This window comes from Streptosporangium sp. 'caverna', from assembly GCF_003203775.1.
GTDB classification, from domain to species: Bacteria; Actinomycetota; Actinomycetes; order Streptosporangiales; family Streptosporangiaceae; genus Streptosporangium; species Streptosporangium subroseum.
In genome coordinates this window covers 2130809-2153461 of sequence record NZ_CP029711.1, presented here as the reverse complement: position 1 = coordinate 2153461, position 22653 = coordinate 2130809, and the positions used below count along the sequence as shown (strand labels likewise).

The following is a 22653-nucleotide window of genomic DNA, read 5'->3' as shown; positions in this document are numbered from 1 at the left end:
CAAGGGGGCGACTTTCCCGAAGCGGTCATAACCAATCAGGAGGTCGGTTACAAAGGTAAAGGTGGATTCTCGATAATGTTACGCGGGTGGAGATCATGCGATCGGGGCATATAGCACGATTGACCGCCGTGACCAGCGCGGTTCTCGTAACGGGAGCCTGCGCGTCACCGGGCGGGGTGGCCGGCATCAGCACGCTGCCTCCCACCCCCGCGGCGGACAAGGTCATCTCGGCGCAGACGGACGAGATCACCGCGACGATTCCGGAGGCGACACCGACGGCGACACCGATTCCTCAGACGGCGGTGGACCGGCCCAAGCCCGACGCCCCGGTGCAGGTCCCGCCTCCGAAGCTCTCCGAGTACGCCTACGTCTTCCCCGTGAAGGGGTGCCGGGTGACCTATGAGAGCGCGTTGCTGGTGCTGCCGAAGACCACGATCTGGGCCGGGCAGGGATGCTCCTTCGTCTCCCCCGTGAGCGGCGTGGTCTACGAGGTCAACACCCAGAACCGGTGGACGCCCTCCACCGACCGCGGGGCGGACCGCGAGGGCCGGTTCGTCACGGTCATCGGGGACGACGGCGTGCGCTACCTGGGCGGCCACCTGGACAAGGTCGCTCTGGGAATCAAGCCCGGAGTCCGGGTCAGCGCGGGTCAGGTCCTCGGCCAGGTCGGCAACTCCGGCAACGCCCGCTCCACCGCCAGCAACCTCTACTTCGCGATCTCCTGGAAGACCGACCCCTCGCTCTGGTGGGTACGGCGAGGCATGGTCAAGCCGTGGGACTACCTGGACGCCTGGCTGAAGGGCAACGCCACGCTGTCCCCCAAGGACGAGGTGCGGGCCGTGATGAACCGGACGGGAGCCACGCCCGGCTGCACGACCCTGTGCGCGTCCAAGACACCGCCCGTCAGCAAGCCGACGAAGCGGCCGCCGAAGCCCATTCCCCAGGTCACGCTGAACCCCCCGACCACGCTGAACGGCTAGGGCTGAACGCCGTCCGGAACCCCGGACGGCTCAAGAGGGCCGGGCACCGTCTGAACACCGCCCGGCTCAGGCCGGCATGGCCTGAATGCCGGACACCGACATGATCGGAGCTCTGAACGACCGAAGCCGGGCACCACCGGAAACCCGGACGGCTGGAAATCGGGGAGGTCCGGGGCCTCAGCGTCCGGAGAGGTGCCGGTGCCAGGTGACCGCCGAGGTGTCGGTGAGCGAGGCGATCTGGTCGACGACCACGCGGAGCCGTCCGGCGTCCGTGGTGGCCTTGGTGAAGAAGGGCCTGAGCGCGGGCTCCAGGGTGCCCGGCGCGCCCAGCATGATCAGGTGCGCCAGGTCGTGGATGAGCTCGCGCTGCTTGACCCGGTTGGCGTTGTGCGCGTCCCTGGTTATCACGTAGTGGACGGTGAGCCCCTTCAGCACCGCGCACTCCAGCCGGGTGGTCCTGGGCACGATCAGGTCGGCGCTGTGGCGGCCCACGGTGGGGCCGTACACCTCCTGGGTGGCGACCTGCGCGGACCTGCAGAGGTGGCCGATGAGCGCGCTGGTGAGGCCCTTGATCGCGGCGAGGTCGGCAAGGGAGGCGTCGAAGTGGCGGGGCCAGAGCGGCTGGGCGACGAGGCGGCCGAAGATCTCCTCCAGCTCGCCGGGATCGGCGTCGTCGACGTACCAGGCCCGGGTGGTCTCGCAGACCTCGCGGCGCTCCGCCGGGTCGCGCAGCATCTCCAGCACGACGTCGCCGGAGTGGAGCGCGTCCTCGAGGTCGTGCACCGAGTAGGCGACGTCGTCGGCCCAGTCCATGATCTGGGCCTCGAAGCTGACCCGCCCGGCGGGCGCGCCCTCCCTGATCCAGTCGAAGACCGGCATGTCGTCGTCGTAGGCGCAGTATTTGGAACTCGTCTCGCGGGTCCACGGATATTTGATCGCGGCGTCCAGGGAGGCGCGGGTGAGGTTGAGCCCGGCGCTGCGGCCGTCCTCGGTGACGACCTTGGCCTCCAGCCGGGTCAGCAGGCGCAGGCTCTGCGCGTTGCCTTCGAACCCGCCGCATCCGGCGGCGAGCTCGTTGAGCGCGGTCTCCCCGTTGTGGCCGAACGGCGGATGCCCGAGATCGTGGGCCAGGCAGGCGGTCTCCACCAGGTCGGGGTCCAGGCCGAGCGTCTCGCCCATCTCCCGGCCGATCTGCGCGCACTCCAGGGAGTGGGTCAGACGGGTGCGGGGCATGTGCTGCCCGCTGCCGAGGGTCTCCCCCGGACCGACCACCTGGGTCTTGGCCGCGAGCCGGCGTAGTCCCGCGCTGTGCAGCACTCGCGCCCGGTCGCGCTCGAACGGGCGTCTCTCAGGGTTGCCGGGAGGTTCCGGCACCCACCGGGCTTGGTCGTGCTCGTCGTAACCATGCATAAGTGCTGTGATTTTATCCGGGAAAGAGTCAGTCCACGCCGAACGGCGAGGAAACACCTGGTGACCAGGCCTATGTCCTACCTGGGGCGGGGCCGCGGAGCCCTTCGTGATCCGCGAGATCGCGGATCGCGAAGGGCCGCCGTCAGCGGGTGTCGGAGCCGGCACCGATCAGGGCAGCGCGGCCGGCCTCCAACCGGGCGACCGGAATGCGGAACGGCGAGCAGGACACGTAGTCGAGACCCGCCTGGTGACAGAAGTGGATGGAGTCGGGGTCGCCGCCGTGCTCACCGCAGATGCCGAGCTTGAGATCGGGCCGGGTCCTGCGGCCCTCCTCCACGGCGAGCAGGACGAGCCTGCCGACACCGTCGCGGTCCAGGGTCTCGAACGGGGAGACGCCGAAAACCCCCAGCTCCAGATATTTGGAGAAGAAGGCGGCTTCGACATCGTCGCGAGAGAAGCCCCAGGTCATCTGGGTCAGGTCGTTGGTTCCGAAGGAGAAGAACTCGGCGGCCTCGGCGATCTGCCCGGCGGTCAGCGCCGCGCGCGGCACCTCGATCATCGTGCCGATCAGCGCCTCGACCCCGACCTCGGCAAGGATCTTCTGCGCCTCGTCCCTCACGTGCTCCAGCTCCTGGACCGCGCCGACGAGCGGGATCATGACCTCCGCCTGGGCGCCCGGGACGGCCTTGGCCGCCTCCGCGATCGCCCGGACCTGCATGGCGAACAGGCCGGGGATGACCAGGCCGAGCCGTACGCCGCGGAGGCCCAGCATGGGGTTCTGCTCGTGCAGCCGCTTGACCGCGGCGAGCAGCTTGCGGTCCTTCTCGCCGGCCTGGTCACCCGCGAGGGCGACCTTCACCGACAGTTCGGTGTAGTCAGGCAAAAACTCATGCAACGGCGGGTCGATCAGGCGAATCGTGACGGGCAGGCCTTCCATCTCCTGGAAGATCTCGGTGAAGTCCGCCTCCTGCAGCGGCTTCAGCGCGGCCAGCGCCTGCTCACGCTCCTCGGAGGAGGTGGCCAGGACCAGATCCTCGACCAGCTGGCGGCGGTCGCCGAGGAACATGTGCTCCGTACGGCAGAGCCCGACGCCCTGGGCGCCGAACCGGCGGGCCCGGGCGGAGTCCTCGGCGTTGTCGGCGTTCGCCCGCACCTCCAGCCTCCGGGACGCGTCGGCGTGGGACATGATGCGGTGCACGGCCTGGACGAGCTCGTCCTCGTCGCCGAGTTCACCCGAACCTTCGAAGTACTCCATGACCGGGGAGGCGACCACGGGCACCTCTCCGAGATAGACGGCGCCGTTGGTGCCGTCGATGGAGATGACGTCCCCCTCGGAGACCACGACGCCTCCGGGCGCGGTGAACCTGCGCTCCGCGACCGAGACCTCCAGCTCCTCGGCCCCGCAGACACAGGTCTTGCCCATGCCCCTGGCGACTACGGCCGCGTGCGAGGTCTTGCCTCCGCGGCTCGTCAGGACCCCCTGGGCGGCGATCATTCCGGCCAGGTCGTCGGGGGTGGTCTCGCGGCTGACCAGGATGACGGACTCACCCCGGGCGGCGAGCTCGACGGCCCTCTCCGTGGAGAAGACGGCCTTGCCGACGGCGGCGCCCGGCGAGGCGTTCATCCCCTTTGTGATCACCTTGCTCTCCGCGTCCTTGGCGAACCGGGGGAACATGAGCTGGGCGAGCTGGGCGCCGGTGACCCTGGTCATGGCCTCGTCGATGTCGATCATGCCCTGGTCCACCAGCTGCACGGCGATGCGGAACGCGGCGCCCGGGGTCCGCTTGCCCACGCGGGTCTGGAGCATCCAGAGCTTGCCGCGCTCGACCGTGAACTCGATGTCGCACAGGTCGCGGTAGTGGTTCTCCAGCTTGTCCATGATCTTCATGAGCTCGTCGTAGACGGGCTTGTCGATGTCCTCCAGATCCTGCAGGGAGATGGTGTTGCGGATGCCCGCGACCACGTCCTCGCCCTGGGCGTTCTGCAGGTAGTCGCCGTACACGCCCTGGTGACCGGTGCCGGGGTCCCGGGTGAAGGCCACGCCGGTGCCGGAGTCCATGCCCCAGTTGCCGAAGACCATCGAGCAGATGTTGACCGCCGTGCCCAGGTCGGTCGGAATGCGCTCCTGGCGGCGGTAGATGACGGCCCGCGGGGCGTTCCAGGACTCGAAGACGGCCTTCATCGCCATGCTCATCTGCCGGTACGGGTCGGCGGGGAAATCCTCGCCGGTCTGGTCCCGGACGATGCCCTTGTAGGTCGTCACCAGACGCTGGAAGTCGGCCGCGTCCAGCTCCAGGTCGTCGCGCCCGCCCTTGAGCTCCTCGAAAGCCCCGTCGAACAGCTCGCCGTCGATGCCCTGGACCGTCTTGCCGAACATCTGGATGAGACGCCGGTAGGAGTCCCAGGCGAAGCGCTCGTTGCCACCCGACTGCTTGGTCAGGCCGTGCACCGACTCGTCGTTCAGCCCGATGTTGAGAACCGTGTCCATCATGCCCGGCATCGAGAACTTGGCCCCGGATCGCACGCTCACCAGCAACGGGTCGTCCGCCTGCCCCAGGCGACGGCCCATCCGGCTCTCCAGCGCGTCCAGGTGCTCGGTGATCTCCTCTTCCAGGCCTTCCGGGAGGGCTTCCTCCTCCAGGAACCTGCGACACGCCTCACTGGTGATCGTGAAGCCAGGAGGCACCGGCAGTCCGAGATTGGTCATCTCCGCCAGGTTGGCCCCCTTACCGCCGAGCAGATCCTTGAGATCTTTGTTGCCCTCGGTGAAGTCGTAAACGTACTTGGGCACGGTTGCTCCTTCTTCGACTTCAAACGGCGTTTGGTTCCGCCTCTCTTCGGACTCTACCGACGGAAGACCCGATGAAACGTCACTCGATAGACAACACAACGTTTACCCAGGTCAGGACCCATAGGGCGGTCTAATCCAATTCACTCCAGAACAAAATCAATCGCCATATCATCTTCCCCAAGAATTGGTATAAACCAATTGGTGTAAACCAATTTTCTCAGCATTCAAACACGTTCACGGGAGCTTCAGGATCCGTGGTAGAAGATCGCGACCAACCGCGCGATCACCCCGTCCGGTGAAGGCGGCTCTCCCTTATACGGGCCGCGTCCCGGGCTGTTTCCTGATCCGTCGGGATCGGCCGGGCCCGGGTTTCCTGATCCCGACGGATCAGGAAATCCGGGCCGGGAAGGGCCCCACATACAGATACGGCCCCCGCCTGTGTGGCGGGAGCCGTATCTGAAGAGCGGATCGTGAAGATCAGTCGTTGAGGTGCTGGCGGAGGTAGGACTCGACCTGGTCGAGGGCCACACGCTCCTGGGCCATGGAGTCACGCTCGCGGATGGTCACCGCGTGATCCTCAAGGGTGTCGAAGTCGACGGTGATGCAGAACGGCGTGCCGATCTCGTCCTGGCGGCGGTAACGGCGGCCGATCGCGCCCGCGTCGTCGAACTCGACGTTCCAGCGGCGGCGGAGCTGGGCGGCCAGGTCCTTGGCCTTGGGCGACAGGTCCGCGTTACGCGACAGCGGAAGCACCGCGACCTTGACCGGCGCGAGGCGGTGGTCGAGGCGCATGACCGTGCGCTTCTCCATGACGCCCTTGGCGTTGGGCGCCTCGTCCTCGGTGTAGGCGTCCATCATGAAGGTGAGCGTGGCGCGGTCGACACCGGCCGCCGGCTCGATCACGTAGGGGACGTAACGCTCGCCGGTGTCCTGCTCGAAGAAGCTGAGGTCGGTGCCGGAGGCCTTGCCGTGCGCGGTCAGGTCGAAGTCGGTGCGGTTGGCGACGCCCTCAAGCTCGCCCCACTCACCGCCGGTGAAGTTGAAGCGGTATTCGATGTCGACGGTCCGCTTGGCGTAGTGGGCCAGCTTCTCCTGCGGGTGCTCGTAGATGCGCAAGTTGTCCTTGTTGATGCCCAGGTCGGTGTACCAGCGGAAGCGCTCGTCGATCCAGTACTGGTGCCACTCCTCGTCGCTGCCAGGCTTGACGAAGAACTCCATCTCCATCTGCTCGAACTCGCGGGTGCGGAAGATGAAGTTGCCCGGAGTGATCTCGTTGCGGAACGACTTGCCGATCTGGCCGATGCCGAACGGGATCTTCTTACGCGCCGACTGCTGCACGTTGAGGTAGTTGATGAAGATGCCCTGGGCGGTCTCCGGCCTCAGGTAGGCGAGGCCGGACTCGTCCTCGACCGCGCCCAGGTAGGTCTTCAGCAGACCGCTGAACTGCTTGGGCGTGGTGAAGGAGCCCTTGTTGCCGCAGTTGGGGCAGGTGATCTCGGCCAGGCCGCCCACCGGCGGCTTGCCGTGCTTCTCCTCGTAGGCCTCTTCGAGGTGGTCGGCGCGGTAGCGCTTGTGGCACGACTGGCACTCGGTCAACGGATCCGTGAAGGTCTCAACATGGCCGCTGGCCTGCCACACCTCACGGGCCAGGATCACAGAGGAGTCAAGGCCGACCACATCGTCACGGCCCTGCACCACGCTCTTCCACCACTGCCGCTTCACGTTGTTCTTGAGCTCCACGCCAAGCGGACCGTAGTCCCACGACGCGCGCAGGCCGCCGTAGATCTCGCTTGAGGGATACACAAGCCCGCGTCTCTTGGAGAGGCTGACGATGGTGTCCATGATGTCCGTACGGCGTGCCATAAGGGAAAATCTCCATCCGGCTGGAGGTCGGCGAGGAAGTGATTGGGTATCCAGCTTAGGGGAGCCGGACCCCCAGGACATGCGCTTAAACCATGACGCCCACCTCACTTTCCTTGTCCGGCGGGACGCATAAGGGACGTCAGGGCCTATCGACGTCCTCGAAGGCGCTCGGCTCGTTGATCATCAGCGTCATCAGCGGATACATCGACATCCGCGCCGCGCCCAGTGCCCGCCGGTAGAACCCGGCGCCCTCCCACTCACTGACGAGCGCCCACAGCTCCGGCTCGTCCACCGACCTGGACACCCGGCCACGCACATATCCGGGCTGCCCGGCCAGGGTGTCGACGATGTCGTGGGCCTGGGTCAGAAACTCTTCGGTCTGGCCGGACGGCACCGAGTAACGGATGAGAGCAAGCATCCGCCCAGCATGCCAGAGCCCCGTCCCCTCCCCGCTCCGACCCTTCCGCCGGCTGCCCACTGCCTGCTCGGTCCACTCGGCCTGCTGCCTGTTCGGCCGGCCCACTCGGCCCACTCAGCCTGCTGCCTGTTCTGTTTGCCCTGGCCTGCTCACTCGCCGCCCTGTCCGCCCTGTCCCGTGCTACCCGCCGTCCACCGCCTGCTCTGCCCTACCGTCTGCCACTGTCTTACCGTCCGCACCATCCGTGACCCGGTCCGCCCTCCAGTGTCTGCCGCTCCGGGCTTGGCGGCGTTAGGCTCGGGCTGTGGCCGACAAGCGCAGTGAACGCCCCTCACATCCTCTGTCCCAGCGCCGTCCTCAGCAGGCCAAGCGCCCGCTGCCGCCGGGCGAGCAGTTCTTCACGCCTGGCGCGACGGGCCTGCGGCGGAAGATCGAGCTACGCAGCGCGGCCCCGCTCGTCTTCCTCTTCCAGCTGCCCCGCTGGATCGCCCCCGTGCTGCTCGTCGTCCTTCTCCTGGTCGGCTTCGCGGTGCCGTCCTTCTGGGGCGGGGTCGCGGTGCTGCCGGTGCTCGGGTTCGTCGGCTGGCTCGCCTACATGTCGTGGCCGTCGCTGGGCGCCGGGGGCCGCCTCCTGCGGGTGGCGCTGCTCACCTTCCTGATCCTGCTGATCGCCGACCGTCTCGGCGCTTTCTGAAGACCGCGACGCCTTTTGAAAGCCACGGCCTCTCAACGCTCAGCGCCACGACCTCTTGGTGCCGCGATCTCTGAGCGCTCTCAGCGCCACAGCTTCTGGACGCTCGCAGCGCGACGGCCTCCGAGCGTACGACTTTCTCAACGCTCAGCACCGCGACCTCTCGGTGCCGCGACCTCTGGACGCTCCCAGCGCCACGTCCTCTGAGCGGTACGACCTCTCAGCGCTGAGCGCCACGACCTCTGAGCGGTACGGCCGGACGCCGTACCGCTCAGCCGGAGCGGCCGGCCAGGGCGAGGGTGTGCTCTGGCCGGGCTCCGGACGGCCTGGTGGCTGGTCGGCTAGCCGGAGGGCGGCAGCATCGTGTAGCCGGGGAAGTTGCCCGGCAGACGCTCCGTGTCGGGCCCCTGGGTGACGGCCCGGACAAGCAGCTCGCCACCCACGAACGCGCCCCGCCACGACGCGCCGAGGCCGCCGAACAGCTCTTCGCGGTCGCCGCGCGAGCGCGGCACGTTGACGCCCACCTTGAACGCCCGCACCTCGGAGGCCAGCCGTCTGGCCGTCTCCTCCTCGTCGCAGGAGATCGTGGCGACCAGCGCTCCGTTGCTGGCGTTCATCGCGGCCAGCAGCTCGGCCTCGGTGTCGACCAGCACGATGGTGTCGACCGGCCCGAACGGCTCGGCGTGGAACAGCGGCGACGAGCGGGGCGGGGTGAGGATGGCGACGGGTGCGAGGTACGCGGAGGTGTCCTGGCCGGGAAGGAAGCGGCCGTCGTCGAGGGACCCCCGGTACAGGGGCACCCCGCCCTTGGCCACCGCCTCGTCGATCTGGTCGGCGAGCTCCTTGACCTTCGCGTTGGTGATCAGCGGGCCGAAGTCGAGATCCGGTAGCGGATCATCGGGGGCCTCCACGGCCAGCGGGTGGCCGAACCGCACGGAGTGGATCGCCGGCAGGTAGGCGGCCAGGAACTCGTGGAACAGCGAACGCTGGACCACGAAGCGCGGGTAGGCCGTGCAGCGCTGCTTGGCATAGTCGAAGCTCTTACGGATCTGCCCGGTCAGCAGCTCCCAGTTGCCGTACTCCCACACCCCCCAGCAGTTGAGCCCCTCCTGTTCGAGGACGTGCCGGTGCCCGAGATCGGCGAGCGAGGTGGCCACCTGCCCGCCGGCGTCGCGCCCGCCGACGAAGGAGACACAGCCCAGCTCCTTGCCGCGCACCAGTGCCGGGGAGAGCTCGGCCCCTCCCCCGCTGACCAGGGTGATCGGCAACCCCTCCCTGGCGGCCAGGGCGCAGGCGAGGGTGAGGCAGGCCAGGCCGCCGTCCGTGGGCGCCTTGGCGATGACCGCGTTGCCCGCGAGGACCTGTACGAGCATGGCGTGCATCAGCACGCTCATCGGGTAGTTCCAGCTGGCGATGTTGCTGACCGGCCCGTGCAGCGGGGTCCGGCCCGCGACCATCCGGTCGATCTCGGCCACGTACCAGTGCACCCCCTCGATGCACCGGTCGACGTCGGCGGTCGCCAGCTTCCACGGCTTGCCGATCTCCCACACCAGCAGCAGGGCCAGCAGGTCGCGGTGGGCGGTCATCGCCTCCAGCGCCGCCGTGACACGCGCCTTACGCTCGGCGAGCGGAACGTGCCGCCACAGGCGGTGCTCGTCGAGGCTCGCCTGCACCGCGCGGGAGGCCACGGCCCGGTCGAGCCGGGGCGGCCCGGCGATGGCGGTTCCGTCGACCGGCGAGACGCCGGGCGACGGACGGCCGTCGCGCTGCCAGAAACCGCCCCAGTGGTTGAGGACTCGATCGTCGTGGAACGCCTCGGGCACCGCCGACACGCACCGGTCGTAGGCGTCGGACCAGGCCGTGCCAGGCTTGAGCATGAACGACATGGATTCCTCTTCTCAGTCGGACCAGTCGATGGCCAGGGCGAGTTCCTGCTCGGGCAGCGGCTCGAATTCCTTGATCGTGTTGAGAGAGGCGCCCATGGCCGCGTTGGCTTCGCGCTCGACCATCACCTCGACCAGTACGGGGAGGCGCTCGCGCTCGGATTCGGCCGAGGCCCAGGCCAGCGCGTCACGAATGTCACCCGGCTGCTCGACACGCCGGGCCGGGCAGCCGAACGCCTCCATGAGTTTCACGTGGTCGACGCCGCCCTCCCCGTAGTGTAGGTCGACCGCGTAATTCATGTCGTAGGGCATTTCTGCCTGCCGGATCAGACCCAGATACTCGTTGTTGATCATCACGATGACAAAGGGGATGCGGTACTGGGCGGCCACCGCGATCTCCTCCATCAGGAACTGGAAGGAGTAGTCGCCCGCGACGGCCACCACCTGGCGCTCGGGGAAGGCGCACTTGACCCCCATCGCGGCGGGCACCTCCCAGCCCAGCGGTCCCGCCTGCCCGCAGACCAGGTAGCGCCGCGGCAGATAGGTCTTCTGGAACTGTCCCGACCAGATCTGGTAGAGGCCGATCGCGGTGACGAACGTCGTGTCGGGGCCGAAGTAGTCGTTGATCTCACGGAAGACCCGCGGCGGCTTGATCGGCACGTCGTCGAAGTCGTCGCGCCGGAGCAGCGTCCGGCGCAGCTCGGTGACCCGCTCGGGCCACCGTCCGGGAGCGCGCTCCTTGGTACGGCGGCGCGCCTCCTGGCCCATGGCCGCCAGCGTGGGCCGGGCATGGCCGACCACCCCCAGGTCGGGCTCGAAGACCCGCCCGATCTGAGTGGGTTCGATATCGACGTGGATGAATTTGCGCCCCTTCCGGTAGGTCTCCAGGTCGCCGGTGTGCCGGTCGCCGAACCGGGCGCCCACCGCCAGGACCAGGTCACTCTCCAGCAGAGCCGCGTTGCCCCAGCGTGTCTGGGTCTGGATGCCCGCCATGCCCGCGAAGAGGGGGTGGTCCTCGGGAAAGGATCCCTTGCCCATCAGCGTCACCTGGACGGGGATCTGCAGATGCTCGGCCAGCGCGCGGAGCTCGGCGGCGGCATCGGCGATGACGACCCCTCCACCGGCCAGGATCAGCGGCCGTGACGCGCCCATGAGCATGTCGATCGCGGCTCTGACGGACGCCGGCTGGGGTTCGGGAACCTCCACGGAGAACGGGCTGTCGATCTCCCGGTCGTACAGGCAGGTGCCGCGCTGCACGTCGATCGGCAGGTCGATGAGGACGGGGCCCGGCCGTCCCGACCGCGCGATCCTGAAGGCCTCCCTGAACACCCAGGGCGCCTGGGCCGGCTCCTTGAGCTGGACCGCCCACTTGGTGACCGGCCTGGCGATCTCCACGATGTCGACCGCCTGGAACGACTCCTGGTGCAGCTTGGCCCGGGGCGCCTGTCCGGTGATGCAGATCATCGGGATCGAGTCGGCGAGCGCGGTGTAGAGACCGGTGATCATGTTGGTGCCGGCCGGGCCCGAGGTGCCGATGCAGACGCCGACGTTGCCCGTGACGCGTGCCCAGCCGTCGGCCGCGTGCGTGCCGCCCTCTTCGTGCCGGACGGTGATGTTCCGTATGTCGCTGTGCTGAAGTGCGGCGTAGAGAGGGAGAATGGCCGCGCCCGGAATGCCGAAGACGGTGTCGACGCCCTCGGACTCCAGGACGGCGACCACGGCCTCCATGCAGGGGATCCGCTTCACCGGTTGATCCTTTCAATCACCTTGAGCAGGGCGGAGTGGTCCAGCGATCCGTGCCCCTGGGCACGGGCGGCGGCGATGAGCTGGGCGACCAGGCCGGTGAGCGGGAGCGAGACGCCCGCCTCCCGTGCGGCGGCGATCGCGATGCCCATGTCCTTGTGGTGCAGGTCGATGCGGAATCCGGGGGCGAACTCCCGCTTGATCATGGATTGCCGTTTGAGGTCGAGGATCCGGGAGCCCGCCAGCCCGCCCGCCAGAACGTCGAGCCCGCTGTTCGGATCGACCCCCGAGGCCTCGAGCAGCACGATCGCCTCGGCGACCAGGCCGTAGATCCCTCCGACGACGAGCTGGTTGGCCGCCTTCACCGTCTGCCCGGCCCCCGAGGGCCCGACGTGCACGATCGTCGTGCCCACGACCCCCAGGATCGGGCGGACGGCCGCGAAGTCCTCGGGACGCCCGCCGACCATGATCGAAAGGGTGCCGTCGACCGCGCCGCGCTCTCCGCCGCTCACCGGAGCGTCGAGTGCGGCGATCCCCTTGACGGCCGCGGCCTGCGCGACCCTGCGTGAGGTCTCCGGCTTCACGGTGCTCATGTCGAGGTGGATCAGACCGGCCCTGCCATGCTCCAGCAGTCCGTCCTCGCCGAAGGTCACCTCCTCCACCTGGGGTGAGTCCGGCAACATGGTGATCACGACCTCCGCCTGCGCGATGGTCTCCGCCACGCTGCCCGCGGACTTGCCCCCGGCCTCGGCGAGCGCGTCCATCCGGTCCGCGCTCATGTCGTAGCCGACGACGGTGTGCCCGGCCCGGACCAGGTTGGCGGCCATCGGGCTGCCCATGATCCCGAGACCGATGAATCCGATGTTCATCAGCGACTCACCATTCCTTCCACGCTCCGCACTCATCGGTCACTCACCGCTCTTCGCCTGCTCCGCGGACGGCTGTGCGTCCCGGGTGTCTTGGGTATCCCGGGCTCCCCGGCCTTCTTGGACGCCTTGGGAGTTCCGGCCGTCCAGGGCTCCCCGGGCGTCCGCTCCGCTCGCCGGCCCGTCCGGCATCCATCGGTCCGCCCACCCGAAGCTCTCCGCGCTCGGGCCGTCGGGGCGGTATTCGAGCCCGACGGGCCCCCGGTACGCCGAGGCGTCCAGGCGCTCGAGGATCTGGTCGTACGGCATGGCGCCGGTGCCCGGCCGGCCCCGCCCGGGGTCGTCGGCGATCTGCACGTGGCCGAACCTGCCGGCGCTCGCGTCGATGAGGTCGAGCACGTCCTCGCCCATGCGATGGAGGTGGTAGAGATCGGCGAGGAAGGCCACGTTGGCGGCGCCCACCCGGTCGATCACCTCGAAGGCCGCGGCGGAGGACGTGATCGGGTAGGTGGGGCTCTCGTAGGAGTTGAGCGCCTCGACCACGACCGTGGCCCCGATCCGGTCCGCCGCCTCGGCCGCCCGCGACAGGTTGGACAGCGCCAGGTCGTGCTGGGCGTCCGGGGACAGCTCGGGCACGCCGTTGCCGTAGAGGGCGTTGAGCACCCGGCAGCCGAGCGCGCCGGCCAGGCCCACCGCGACGTCGATGTTGGCCTGGAACCGCGCGGATCCGTCGGGCCTGGACAGCAGGCCGCGGTCGCCCGCCGCCATGTCTCCCGCGTCGAAGTTCAGGCCGACCAGGCGCACCCCGGCGTCCTCGATCGAGCGCCGCAGGGCGTCGATCTCGCGGTCGGCCGGGCAGGGACGGTCGAAGGGCCACCAGAGCTCGACCGCGTCGAACCCCGCCTTGGCCGCGGCGGCGGGCCGCTCCAGGAGCGGCAGCTCCGTGAAGAGGATGGAGAGGTTGACGTCGAACTTCACGGCGCCTCCCCGGACGCCACGGCCGCCAGTGAGGCCTCACCGGCACCGGCACCGACGCCGGTGCCGGTGCCGGTGCCGGTGTCGATGCCGGTGCCGAGCTGGGCCAGCGCCGAGCGCATGAGGCGGGCGGTCTCGCTCGGGGTTCTGCCGACGCGGACGCCGACCTTCTCCAGAGCCTCCTTCTTGCCCTGCGCGGTGCCGGCCGAGCCGGACACGATCGCGCCCGCGTGGCCCATGGTCTTGCCCTCGGGGGCGGTGAAGCCCGCGACGTAGGCGACGACCGGTTTGGTCACGTGCTGCTCGATGTAGGCGGCGGCACGCTCCTCGGCGTCTCCGCCGATCTCCCCGATCATCACGATCGCGTCGGTGCCCGGGTCGTCCTGGAAGGCCTGCAGGGCATCGATGTGGGTGGTGCCGATGACCGGGTCGCCGCCGATGCCGACCGCGGTGGAGAACCCGATGTCGCGCAGCTCGTACATGAGCTGGTAGGTCAGCGTGCCCGACTTCGACACCAGGCCGATCCGGCCGGCGCTGGTGATGTCGGCCGGGATGATGCCCGCGTTGGAGGCGCCGGGACTGATCAGCCCGGGGCAGTTGGGGCCGATGACGCGGGTCCTGCCGCCGGCGGCCCGGGCGTGCGCCCAGAAGGTCAGCGTGTCGTGGACGGGGATGCCCTCGGTGATCACCACGCAGAGGCCTATCCCCGCGTCGATCGCCTCGATGACCGCGGCCTTGGCGAACCTCGGCGGTACGAAGACCACCGACACGTCCGCCCGGGTCTCGGCGATCGCCTCGGCGACCGTTCCGAACACCGGAACCTGCCGCTCGGCGAAGTCGACCGTGCCGCCGCCCTTGCCGGGCGTGACCCCCGCGACCACGTCGGTGCCCGCCGCGAGCATCCTCGCCGTGTGCCGTTTCCCCTCCGAGCCGGTCATGCCCTGCACGACCACCCTGCTGTCGCCGGTCAAGAAGATCGCCATAATTGCCACTCCCTCTCAGCGCCCGCGTGCCCTCCGTCTGCCGGATCCGCGGGCTGGCCGTGTCTGGTGGTCGGCCGGCTCATGCCGCCGCGAGCCTGGCGGCCTCGTCGGCGGCGCCGTCCATGGTCGTGATCTGGTGGACCGCCGGATGTCCGGCCTGGCTGAGGATCTGGCGGCCGAGCTCGGCGTTGTTGCCGTCGAGCCGTACGACGATGGGGCGGCCCAGGCCGCGGTCGCCGAGCAGTTCGAGGGCGGAGACGATGCCGTCGGCGACCGCGTCGCAGGCCGTGATGCCGCCGAAGACGTTGACGAGGACCGACCTGACGTCGGGATCGGAAAGGATGATCTCCAGGCTGTCGGCCATGACCTGTGCCGAGGCCCCGCCTCCGATGTCGAGGAAGTTGGCCGGGCGGACGCCGCCGAAACGCGTACCGGCCTGGGCGACGACGTCGAGGGTGCTCATCACCAGGCCCGCGCCGTTGCCGACGACGCCCACCTGGCCGTCGAGCTTGACGTAGTTCAGGCCCTTGGCGTGGGCGCGGGACTCGAGCCCGCCGTCTCCCTCCTGACCGGCGAGCGCCGCGTGGTCGTGGCGGAACGCGGCCCCGGCGTCCAGGCTGACCTTGCCGTCGAGGGCGAGGATCGCGCCGCCGGCGGTCCAGGCCAGCGGGTTGACCTCCACCAGGAGGGCGTCCTCCTCCACCATGACCCGCCAGAGGCTGACCAGCACCTCGGCCGCGGACTCCCGGACCTCGGCCGGAAACCCCGCGCGCGACAGGAGCTCGTGCGCGGCGCTCGCGGTCATCCCGGTCAGGGGGTCGATCTCCATCCTGATCAGCGCCTCCGGCCGGTTGGCGGCGACCTCCTCGATGTCCATGCCGCCCTCGGTCGAGGCCATGGCGAGGAAACACCGGTTGGCCCGGTCGACGAGATAGGCGGCGTAGTACTCCTCCACGGCGACTGTGGCCGACTCCACCAGCACGGTCTCCGCGATGTGGCCCTTGATGTCCATGCCGAGGATCCGCCGCGCCTCGTCCTCCGCGGAGGCCGGGCCGGGGGCGGCCCGCACGCCCCCGGCCTTGCCCCGGCCGCCGGTCTTCACCTGGGCCTTGACGACCACCGGGACTCCCAGGTCCGTCGCGATCCGGCGGGCGTCCTCAGGAGTCCCCGCGACCGCGCCTTCGGGGACGGGAACCCCGTGCCGTGCGAAGAGCTCCTTCGCCTGGTACTCGAACAGGTCCACGCGGCCTCCCTGAATACGGTTCTTGTAGACGGTATACCGTATGGAAATCTGGCCGTCCAGACCTCGACAAGGACCATCCGCGGCGGATATTCCATACAGTATGGAAAAAACTCAATTGATCCGAGACTGGCGCGGGCGTGACTATCTCGTCGGCGACACCCCGCAAGAACTGATCAACCGCCCCAGGTCATGGATGTTCTGGCTCCCCTGGGCGGCCATGGCCGCCATAGGCCCCATGCAGTACGGCTACGCCGCCGCCGTGCCCGCTCTGCTGGAGACACACGGATGGTCGGCGATCGCGACCCTGACACCGCTGGCAGTCTGGATCGTCTGCCAGGCCGCCGTCGCCCTGCCCGCAGCCCTCCTCCTGCGGCGCGGCGCGCTCGGGATCCGCGTCGCGCTGTGGGCCGGGGGCCTGCTCAGCGGAGCGGCGCTGCTCACCGTGGCCCTGGCCCGCGACCTCCCGACGATCATCGCCGGCTACGCGCTGCTCGGCGGCGTGGGCGCCGGCCTGGTGTACGGCGCGTGCACCGAGGCCGTGGCCCGCTGGTATCCCGAGCGCCCGGCCGCGCGCGTGGGTTTCACGACCGGGGCCTTCGCCTACGGCACCGCCCCGCTCGCGGTGGCGATCGGCCTCGACGGGCGTGGCCTCCAGCCGTTGTTCGTGGCGGCGGCGGTCGTCGCCTGGGCGGCCGTGGGCGCGGCGGCGGTGTTCGTGCGCCTGCCGCCCAGGAACTGGTGGCCCTCGCACCTCGACCCGCGCATCTGGGCCCTCGACAGAATGGCGCTGCGCAGGGAGCCCCGGGCGGTGCGGCAGTTCTCCCTGGGCCAGGCGCTGCGGACGGGCTCGCTGCCCACACTGGTGTCGATCCTGGTCTGCGCGGGCGCGGTCTCCATCTTCGACGTGATCGCCCTGGCGACCTCCGGCGCCCTGGTGCCCTCGGCGACCACGCCCGAGATCGCCGGTGCGACCTTGAGCGGTGTGGCGACCACGCCCGAGATCGCCGGTGCGATCTTCGGCGGTGTGGCGCCCTGGGCCGCGGTGGCGCTGCTGCTGGTGCTGAACGGCGTCGGCCGCGCCTGCGCGATGCTCGCCGCCGAGGTCGCCGGGCGCGGACGCACCCTCAGCGCCGTCCTCGCGCTGCTCACCCTCGGACAGTTACTCCTGGCCTGGGGTGCCGTGACAGGATCGGAAGCTATGCTTTTGGTGGCGACGGTGCCCGCCGGCTTCGGTGGGGGGGCGTTCTACCCACTCATCGCCAGCCTGGTGCGCGAATACTTCGGCGAGGAGCACACCGCTCCGATCAACGGCGTGGTCTACAGCGCCAAGGCGGTCGCCGGACTGGTCGGCGTCGGCCTCGCGGGCCTCGCACTGACCGTGTCGGATCACGCGGCGGTTCTCTTCCTCGCCGCGGCAGTGGTGCTGGCCGCCGCGGTCCTCAGTGTCACACTGCGTCAGCCGGGTCACCCGGTCACACTCCCGCGATGAGCGATGATGTGATCAGGCTCACCACGGAGAGTCCACCCTGAACTGTATACTGTAGGCAGTCGACGACAGACAATAGGCCATCCAAACAAAGGGGGGCCGGGTCGTCTCATCCTGGAGCTGAACACACATGGTGCGGTCGGAATTGGCGAATTCGGGGGCGGCGCCCAAGATCCCGCGCCCGGCCACTCTCCGGGAGAGCGTCTTCGAGGCGATCCTGGAGCTCATTATCAACGGCAGTCTCAGCCCCGGTCGGCATCTCGCGGAGAGCGATCTCGCGGAGTTGCTGGGCGTCTCCCGACAGCCGGTCCGCGAGGCTCTGCAGATGCTCAACGGAGAGGGCTGGGTAGACCTGCGTCCCGGTCACGGGGCGTTCGTCCACGCGCCGACCGTGCAGGAGGCCGACCAGCTGCTCGCCGTACGCTCGCTGCTGGAGACCGAGTCCGCACGGCTGGCCGCCCTGAACCGCGAGGCCGACGGCGTGGCACGGCTCCGCGAGCTGTGCGCGCGGGGGCTCAGCGCGCTGGAGGCCGACGACATCGAAACCTCGGTGGCGGCCAACTCGGACCTGCACGCCCTGGTCACCGAGCTCTCCGGCAACAAGGTGCTGGCCGAGCTGGCATCCCAGGTCTCCCGCCGCGTCCGGTGGTACCACACGCCGGTGGCCCGCCAGCGCGGCCGTGCCTCCTGGGAGGAGCACGAGCTGCTGATCGACGCCATCGAGGCGGGCGACGAGACGCGCGCCGCGCAGATCATGCGCGACCACACCGAGCACACCCGCTCGTCATACCTCGACCAGCGGACGTCCCAACCGGACGGAGCCGACGAGCCCGAGGCACCCGCCGCACGCCGGAGGCGCCCGCGCTCACTGAGCCCAAGCTGACCCGATCCGGAGCGATCCGGCCCACGCCGAGCCGATCCGGAGCGATCCGGCCCACGCCGAGCCGGTCCGGGCCGGGCTGACCCGGACCAATGTTGACCTGGACCGATATGACGCGTTCGCTCTGGTGCGCGCCGACCCGAGCGAGTTCGAGCAGCGCGTGCGGACCCGGCACGAGCCGACCGGACACGTACCCGAACCCGACGCGAGCTCAAGCGGTCCGTGCGGACCCCGCGCGAGTCGACCGGACACGTACCGGACCCGACGTGAGTTCAAGCAGGTCCGTGCGGACCCCGCGCGCGACCGAACCCGGCACGAGCTCGCTCAGCGTGAGCCGATCCGGCTCACGCCCGAGACGACACGGGCCGGCCTGACGCGGGCCGGGCCGTTGCCGAACCAACCTGGGGCGGGCCGAGCAATTCCCGAACCGGCCTGAGGCTGGTCGGCCATTCCCGGATCGGCCTGACCGCCGACCGGGGGCGCTTCTCATTGATCTGTCGCGATTCGGGAATTTCCAAAAAACCAAACGCGCGTCAAGCCACTTCGACCAGCCTGATGCGAATCGGTCATTTGCGACGGACTACCTCAAGCTGACCATTTCCAACCCGGTTAAACCCGACCGGCATCCTCTCCATGTCGAACCCGGGAAATTCCGTCCCTCACGGACCGGGTCTCCCGCCTCACCGACAACCGCCCGCCCGGCCCACGCCATTCGGGTTCACACCGCCTCCACAGGCGTTTCACCTCTCCGCCGATCGCGGAGAACGCACCGCCGACCGGCGGGAAGCGCACTGCCGCTCGCGCGCGCGAGCGGCATGGTCATCGCCGTCGCCGAACGCGCCACCGAACCGCGCGACACTCCGCCGCGTTTCCCTCCCGGGATTGAAATCGGAGGTTTTCACGCTGGAAAGACGCAGATGAAAGGCCCGGCGCGAGCCGGCCAAGCTCAGTTGACACAGAGTTCACCCGCGGATTGTTTCAACGAAACACCCGGGGCAGATACTTAAGAACAGAATTGGTGGTGATGATCGATGAAAGCGTTTCTTCGGCGCTTCCGTTCTCTCTCCGACAGGTTCGGAGGCTACAACGCCGACGGCCGGATGATGGGGCTCGGCCTCGCGACGGCCATGCGGAAGTACGGCTCGGCCGACGGCGCCGAGCGCCATCTGGGCCGCTGGACGACCGAGCAGAGGGTCAACGTGCGCAAGTGAGCGAGCGGGAGGCCTCCCCCGAGGAGACCACCCGCTCGCGACGACCATCCGTGCCTCAGCCGTCGGCGTGAACCTCGCTCCGCTTTCCGTCCGGATCAGTGGAATCGACCTGGCCGGCCAGGTCACCCGGGCCGGAACCGGCCGGTGGGTCGGCGAGGGCGCGACTGCGGTCGCCCCTCGACTTGATCAGGCTGAGGACGGCGGTGATCAGCAGAGTGCCGACGATGACCCCGAGCGAGACCATGATGGGGATCTCCGGAGCCCAGGAGACGCCGTCGTGGTGCAGCGCCTCCAGCACGAGCTTCACACCGATGAAGGCCAGGACGATCGACAGGCCCTTGCTGAGATAGACCAGGCGATCCAGCAGCCCTCCGATCAGGAAGAACAACTGCCTCAGCCCCATCAGCGCGAAGGCGTTGGCGGTGAACACCAGGTAGGGCTCCTTGGTGAGCCCGAAGATGGCGGGGATCGAGTCCAGGGCGAACAACAGGTCCGTGGTCCCGATCGCCACCATCACGATCAGCATCGGTGTGACGGCCCGGCGGCCGTCGATCTTCACGGCGAGTGCCGAGCCGTGATAGGCGTCCGTCGTGGGGACGATCCGCCTGACCGTGCGGAGCGCGATGTTCTCGGAGAACTCCGCCTCCTCGTCCTCGTGGCCTATCAGCTTCCACGCGGTGTAGATGAGGAAGGCGCCGAAGATGTAGAAGAGCCAGTCGAACCGGGTCACGGCCTCCGCACCGGCCGCGATGAAGACACCCCGCAGGAGGAGGGCCAGGACGACCCCGACCAGGAGCACCTTCTGCCGGTAGCGGGTCGGCACCGAGAAACGGCTCATGATGAGCAGGAAGACGAACAGGTTGTCGACGCTGAGCGAGTATTCGGTGATCCAGCCCGCGAAGAACTCGCCGCCGTGGGCGGGTCCGCCGATCAGCAGTATTCCCGTACCGAAGGCACCGGCGAGAAGTACGTAGAAGATCACCCACCATGTGCACTCGCGAAAGGAAGGCTCTCGCGGGTTACGCGCGACAAGATAGAAGTCGACCGCCAGCACGAGCATGAACCCTGCGATCGTGACCAGCCACACCCAGGTGGGGAGGTTCATCGCGCTCCTTTCCGCGCCCGACGGCGCTCTTTCACCTGCCACCCCCGGATGGCGATGCTCATCGCGCTCCTCTCTGCGCGCGATTCCGAGCTCTCTGTGCGCGGATCTGAGCGCGGCGGCGCTCCTTGGCCGTCCACATCGACTCGGCGTGAACGACGTAGGTGGCGAGCAGCTCACGCGCCTTCGGGTTGCCCTTCAGACGCATCAGCCAGTGCGGCATGAGCCTCTCGTGCAGCCAGATGAAGCCGATCGCGAAGCCGAGGCTCACGATCGCCTGGTAGGCCAGGAAACCGCCCACGCCTCCGGGCAGGTAGATCTGCCCGTGGATGGTCAGGCCCGTGACGGTCTCCTGGAACAGCCGGGCCAGCGGGAAGCCGGCCAGCCAGTACAGTCCGGCCGGGGCGAACACCCCGGGCCTGAACAGGCCGTGGCCCAGCAGCATGCTGTATCCGGTCCCGAGAAGCCCGAGGGCCAGGGCCAGTGCCAGCGCGGAGACCGCGGCCCAGCCGGCGGGCTGCCCCGCCAGCAGGGTCAGCCCCCCTGCCATGGCACCGGCGACGACTCCGATCAGTGACCCGGGAAGGGCGAGTTCAGTGAGGTGTCGCATCGGCCGGATCAACCCACGACCACGCCGAAGGCGAACAGGCTGTAGAACAGCATTCCCAGGTAGAACACCGCTCCGAAGCCGATGATCAGGTTGGTCCAGATCTTCGGCCGGATCGGTTTGGGCAGCATGCGGTTGTTCACCAGGAGCAGCGTGACGCAGTAGGCGCCCATGGCGAACGTCGACAGGAAGGCCAGCGTGTCGAGAATCCCGCTCGGGCCGTCGGCGGGGCCGAACAGCAGGATCAGGATGCCGAATCCGATGACGCCCCAGAGGAAGGCCGCATACAGGCGGGACATCCCGAGCTTCTTCGCACCGCGTACGAAGTGGAAGGACATGTCCGCCTGACCCCTGGAGAAGGAGTCGAACAGGCCGAGCGTGGCGTTCAGCCCGATCAGCGCGATGAAACCGAGGAAGACCGCGCCCAGAACCGAGCTGCCGGCCGAGGCGAAGGAGTTGGCCATCGCGTTCAGCGCCACCTCCCGGTCACCGGTCTCGATCACGGCGCGGACCCCGGGGGTGTTCCTCGCCGCGGCCTGGGCGATCACGGTGAAGGAGACCGTCACCAGCATCGTGATGCCCCAGAAGAGCAGGAAGGCGTCGAAGGTGACCCAGCGCCGCCATCCCTTCCACTTGCGCATCTCCTCGGGGTTGTCGGTGTCGAACATGAAGCCACGCGCCGGCATGACCTCTTCCTCACCGGCGTGCCGGAGGCCGCGGATGGTCGGGATGTGAGAGCCCATCCCGGCGCCGGAGTCACGCAGGTGCAGGGTGTACCACATCTGCTGCATTCCGGACGGTCCCGCGAAGGCGATCGAGCCCACGATGACCGGGAACCAGGCCGCGGTGAGCGCCTGGTCCGGCAGGTAGCCGAAGGCGAACATCCCGGTGATCGTGCTCGTCACGTCGCCCCAGGTGCCGACCATCGCCGCCACGACGGCGGTCCCGACGACAAGCGTGCCGATCAGGATCGACAGCAGGCTCTCCAGCAGGTTGTAGATCACCTTTGCCAGGCTGAAGACGACGCCGACCAGCACCAGCCCTATACAGGCTGTGACCAGCCAGGGTATTCCGGTTATCTGCTCCAGGGCCGCGGCACCCGCCGACAGGTGACCCGGCCAGATGTAGACGAGTATCGCGACGACGAAGAAGAACCACATCAGGGGCTTGAACACCCGGGCGGCGCCGAAGAAGATGCTCTCCCCCGTCGCCATGGCGTAGCGGGCCATCTCCAGCATCACCACGGCCTGCAGGGTGACGCCGATGAGGAACAGCCAGCGGATCTCGGGCCCGAACAGCAGGACGAGCCGGGGCCACATGTATGACTCGCCCATGCCCACGCCGAGGGCGACGAGGAACACCGTCGGTCCGAGGATGTGGATCGATGGGGGCGCATCGGGCAGGGTGCGGATGGGCATCGGCTCCAGGCCGCCCGCCCGCCATACTCGTTCTTCCTGACCCGGCGCGGCGTTGACCTGGCTGGCCTCCGCCGGCACCGGTGTTTTTGACGTGTCCACCTGA

General features: G+C 68.8%; 18 protein-coding genes. 5 read left to right on the top strand and 13 right to left on the bottom strand.

Going from position 1 to position 22653, the window contains the following annotated elements:
* Positions 1–128 precede the first annotated feature (128 nt).
* The gene (locus DKM19_RS09585) at positions 129–980 is read left to right on the top strand and encodes a M23 family metallopeptidase (RefSeq protein ID WP_239514171.1); all 852 of its coding nucleotides are present in this window, start codon (positions 129–131) and stop codon (positions 978–980) included.
* Positions 981–1157: 177 nt separating this feature from the next.
* On the opposite strand, the gene DKM19_RS09580 is transcribed toward DKM19_RS09585, so the two are convergent.
* The 4 genes from DKM19_RS09580 to DKM19_RS09565 all read right to left on the bottom strand — a co-directional run bounded on the left by DKM19_RS09580 (position 1158) and on the right by DKM19_RS09565 (position 7462).
* Entirely contained in the window at positions 1158–2390 is a 1233-nt protein-coding gene (locus tag DKM19_RS09580; protein ID WP_110695387.1) for a deoxyguanosinetriphosphate triphosphohydrolase, read from the bottom strand.
* A gap of 142 nt (positions 2391–2532) precedes the next feature.
* Positions 2533–5181 carry a pyruvate, phosphate dikinase gene (ppdK, locus tag DKM19_RS09575; RefSeq protein ID WP_110695386.1) on the bottom strand — a complete coding sequence of 883 codons (2649 nt, stop codon included), beginning with the start codon at positions 5179–5181 and terminating at the stop codon, positions 2533–2535.
* 477 nt (positions 5182–5658) lie between these two features.
* Positions 5659–7044, bottom strand: a complete 1386-nt coding sequence (locus DKM19_RS09570) for a glycine--tRNA ligase (RefSeq protein WP_204358723.1) — start codon at positions 7042–7044, stop codon at positions 5659–5661.
* Positions 7045–7183: 139 nt separating this feature from the next.
* The gene (locus DKM19_RS09565) at positions 7184–7462 is read right to left on the bottom strand and encodes an antibiotic biosynthesis monooxygenase (protein WP_089212131.1); all 279 of its coding nucleotides are present in this window, start codon (positions 7460–7462) and stop codon (positions 7184–7186) included.
* A gap of 304 nt (positions 7463–7766) precedes the next feature.
* Here DKM19_RS09565 and DKM19_RS09560 point away from each other — a divergent pair, with 304 nt between their 5' ends.
* On the top strand, positions 7767–8156 hold the full coding sequence (locus DKM19_RS09560) for a DUF6703 family protein (protein ID WP_110695385.1): 390 nt from the start codon (positions 7767–7769) through the stop codon (positions 8154–8156).
* 338 nt (positions 8157–8494) lie between these two features.
* Here the strand turns inward: DKM19_RS09560 and DKM19_RS09555 are convergent, their stop codons facing one another.
* From DKM19_RS09555 to sucC, 6 genes are all read right to left on the bottom strand, one after another.
* Positions 8495–10039, bottom strand: a complete 1545-nt coding sequence (locus DKM19_RS09555; RefSeq protein ID WP_110695384.1) for an aldehyde dehydrogenase family protein — start codon at positions 10037–10039, stop codon at positions 8495–8497.
* A gap of 12 nt (positions 10040–10051) precedes the next feature.
* Complete coding sequence (gene gcl, locus DKM19_RS09550; RefSeq protein ID WP_204358722.1) at positions 10052–11782, bottom strand: glyoxylate carboligase; 1731 nt, start codon at positions 11780–11782, stop codon at positions 10052–10054.
* The gene (locus DKM19_RS09545) at positions 11779–12648 is read right to left on the bottom strand and encodes a 2-hydroxy-3-oxopropionate reductase (RefSeq protein ID WP_110695383.1); all 870 of its coding nucleotides are present in this window, start codon (positions 12646–12648) and stop codon (positions 11779–11781) included. The genes gcl and DKM19_RS09545 overlap by 4 nt, the downstream gene beginning before the upstream one ends.
* A gap of 39 nt (positions 12649–12687) precedes the next feature.
* The gene (locus DKM19_RS09540; RefSeq protein ID WP_110695382.1) at positions 12688–13623 is read right to left on the bottom strand and encodes a hydroxypyruvate isomerase family protein; all 936 of its coding nucleotides are present in this window, start codon (positions 13621–13623) and stop codon (positions 12688–12690) included.
* A complete protein-coding gene (gene sucD / locus DKM19_RS09535) occupies positions 13620–14603 on the bottom strand; it encodes a succinate--CoA ligase subunit alpha (RefSeq protein WP_110695381.1) in 984 nt (327 codons plus the stop codon). Before sucD ends, DKM19_RS09540 begins: the two co-directional genes overlap by 4 nt.
* 79 nt (positions 14604–14682) lie before the next feature.
* The gene (gene sucC, locus DKM19_RS09530) at positions 14683–15846 is read right to left on the bottom strand and encodes an ADP-forming succinate--CoA ligase subunit beta (RefSeq protein ID WP_110695380.1); all 1164 of its coding nucleotides are present in this window, start codon (positions 15844–15846) and stop codon (positions 14683–14685) included.
* 115 nt (positions 15847–15961) lie between these two features.
* On the opposite strand from sucC, the gene DKM19_RS09525 reads away from it, so the two are divergent.
* The 3 genes from DKM19_RS09525 (at position 15962) to DKM19_RS09515 (ending at position 19423) form a co-directional block, all read left to right on the top strand.
* Positions 15962–17335 carry an MFS transporter gene (locus DKM19_RS09525; RefSeq protein ID WP_162641384.1) on the top strand — a complete coding sequence of 458 codons (1374 nt, stop codon included), beginning with the start codon at positions 15962–15964 and terminating at the stop codon, positions 17333–17335.
* A 127-nt stretch (positions 17336–17462) separates the two neighbouring features.
* Positions 17463–18215, top strand: a complete 753-nt coding sequence (locus DKM19_RS09520) for a GntR family transcriptional regulator (protein WP_110695378.1) — start codon at positions 17463–17465, stop codon at positions 18213–18215.
* A 1028-nt stretch (positions 18216–19243) separates the two neighbouring features.
* Positions 19244–19423 (top strand): hypothetical protein, encoded by a 180-nt coding sequence (locus DKM19_RS09515; RefSeq protein ID WP_110695377.1) that lies wholly within the window; start codon positions 19244–19246, stop codon positions 19421–19423.
* Between the two features lie 55 nt (positions 19424–19478).
* Here DKM19_RS09515 and DKM19_RS09510 read toward each other — a convergent pair whose 3' ends face one another.
* From DKM19_RS09510 to DKM19_RS09500, 3 genes are read right to left on the bottom strand one after another with little or no spacing between them, the layout of a single operon-like run.
* On the bottom strand, positions 19479–20528 hold the full coding sequence (locus tag DKM19_RS09510; protein ID WP_110695376.1) for a TerC family protein: 1050 nt from the start codon (positions 20526–20528) through the stop codon (positions 19479–19481).
* Positions 20529–20586: 58 nt separating this feature from the next.
* Positions 20587–21135: a hypothetical protein gene (locus tag DKM19_RS09505; RefSeq protein WP_110695375.1), complete on the bottom strand. Its 549-nt coding sequence runs from the start codon at positions 21133–21135 to the stop codon at positions 20587–20589.
* A gap of 8 nt (positions 21136–21143) precedes the next feature.
* Positions 21144–22649, bottom strand: coding sequence for an Nramp family divalent metal transporter (locus tag DKM19_RS09500; RefSeq protein ID WP_239514170.1), 1506 nt, complete (start codon positions 22647–22649; stop codon positions 21144–21146).
* Between the last annotated feature and the right edge of the window lie 4 nt (positions 22650–22653).

Bases quoted from the DNA above. Each gene is read 5' to 3' on its own strand.
- DKM19_RS09580 (WP_110695387.1), bottom strand. From the start codon at position 2,390: ATGCATGGTTACGACGAGCACGACCAAGCCCGGTGGGTGCCGGAACCT.
- DKM19_RS09570 (WP_204358723.1), bottom strand. From the start codon at position 7,044: ATGGCACGCCGTACGGACATCATGGACACCATCGTCAGCCTCTCCAAG.
- DKM19_RS09565 (WP_089212131.1), bottom strand. From the start codon at position 7,462: ATGCTTGCTCTCATCCGTTACTCGGTGCCGTCCGGCCAGACCGAAGAG.
- DKM19_RS09555 (WP_110695384.1), bottom strand. From the start codon at position 10,039: ATGTCGTTCATGCTCAAGCCTGGCACGGCCTGGTCCGACGCCTACGAC.
- DKM19_RS09545 (WP_110695383.1), bottom strand. From the start codon at position 12,648: ATGAACATCGGATTCATCGGTCTCGGGATCATGGGCAGCCCGATGGCC.
- sucD (WP_110695381.1), bottom strand. From the start codon at position 14,603: ATGGCGATCTTCTTGACCGGCGACAGCAGGGTGGTCGTGCAGGGCATG.
- DKM19_RS09520 (WP_110695378.1), top strand. From the start codon at position 17,463: ATGGTGCGGTCGGAATTGGCGAATTCGGGGGCGGCGCCCAAGATCCCG.
- DKM19_RS09515 (WP_110695377.1), top strand. From the start codon at position 19,244: ATGAAAGCGTTTCTTCGGCGCTTCCGTTCTCTCTCCGACAGGTTCGGA.
- DKM19_RS09510 (WP_110695376.1), bottom strand. From the start codon at position 20,528: ATGAACCTCCCCACCTGGGTGTGGCTGGTCACGATCGCAGGGTTCATG.
- DKM19_RS09505 (WP_110695375.1), bottom strand. From the start codon at position 21,135: ATGCGACACCTCACTGAACTCGCCCTTCCCGGGTCACTGATCGGAGTC.